1 pseudogene is annotated in these 254 nt (G+C 70.5%); it reads left to right on the forward strand.

Annotated elements, in window-relative coordinates:
* Positions 1 to 254, forward strand: a pseudogene (locus ACR6JA_RS23005) (hypothetical protein); the annotation flags it as partial.

Here is a 254-nt window from a genome sequence, read left to right on the forward strand (position 1 = left end):
ATCTCCTGGCCGGCGCCGTCGCGCTGGCCCTGGCCCCGGCCGTGTTCGCCGGACAGGCGCCCGGCGCGGCGGCAGCGCCCGATATCCCCGTGTCGCACCGCGACCGCATCTATGCCGCCGAACAGTTTTCCAACACCGTCTCGGTCACCGACCCGGTGGACAACAAGCTGCTGGGCGTGATCCGGCTGGGCGATCCGGCGCCCGGAAACTTCAGTCCGCTGTACAAGGGCCAGGTGCTGGTGCATGGCATGGGC

The sequence above is a fragment of the Cedecea sp. B1(4) genome (assembly GCF_059414925.1).